The following is a 434-nucleotide window of genomic DNA, read 5'->3' as shown; positions in this document are numbered from 1 at the left end:
AGGGTGGTGAGGGTTTTGGCGGCGCGGATGACGAGTTCGGCCCAGGATTCGTTGCCGTCTTGGAAGGGGTGGTAGAGGCCGCCGTCGGGTCGGGCGTGTTGGGCGCGGATCTGTTGCCAGGTCATGCCGTCGGCCCAGTCGGGCAGGTGGTAGGTGCACAGGCCGCAGTCTTGGGTGACGGGGTGGTCGGTGAGGATGCGGGCGGTTTCGAGGGCGCGTGGGATGACGGAGCTGTAGACGGGGCTGTCGGTGTGTTGTTCCGTGGCGAGTCGGGTGCGGAGGTTCGCGGCTTGGGTGCGTCCGAGGTCGGTGAGGCCGCGGCAGGTGCGGGGTCCGGCGTTGACGGCGTCGGCTTTGTGGTGGGAGTCGGCGTGTCGGATGAGCAGGATGCGGGTGGTGGGCACGGGGGGACTTTACGTGGGTGAGGGTTTGAG

At 68.2% G+C, this 434-nt stretch carries 1 protein-coding gene; it reads right to left on the bottom strand.

The genetic code is table 11. The features are described 5' to 3' along the window. A partial coding sequence (locus KDL01_RS42150) for a histidine phosphatase family protein (protein WP_212534300.1) occupies window positions 1–404 on the bottom strand: 404 nt, incomplete at its 3' end. Window positions 405–434 lie beyond the last annotated feature (30 nt).

It is taken from the genome of Actinospica durhamensis, from assembly GCF_018139695.1.
Classification (GTDB): domain Bacteria; phylum Actinomycetota; class Actinomycetes; order Streptomycetales; family Catenulisporaceae; genus Actinospica; species Actinospica durhamensis.
This window is presented reverse-complemented; position numbering and strand designations above follow the sequence as displayed.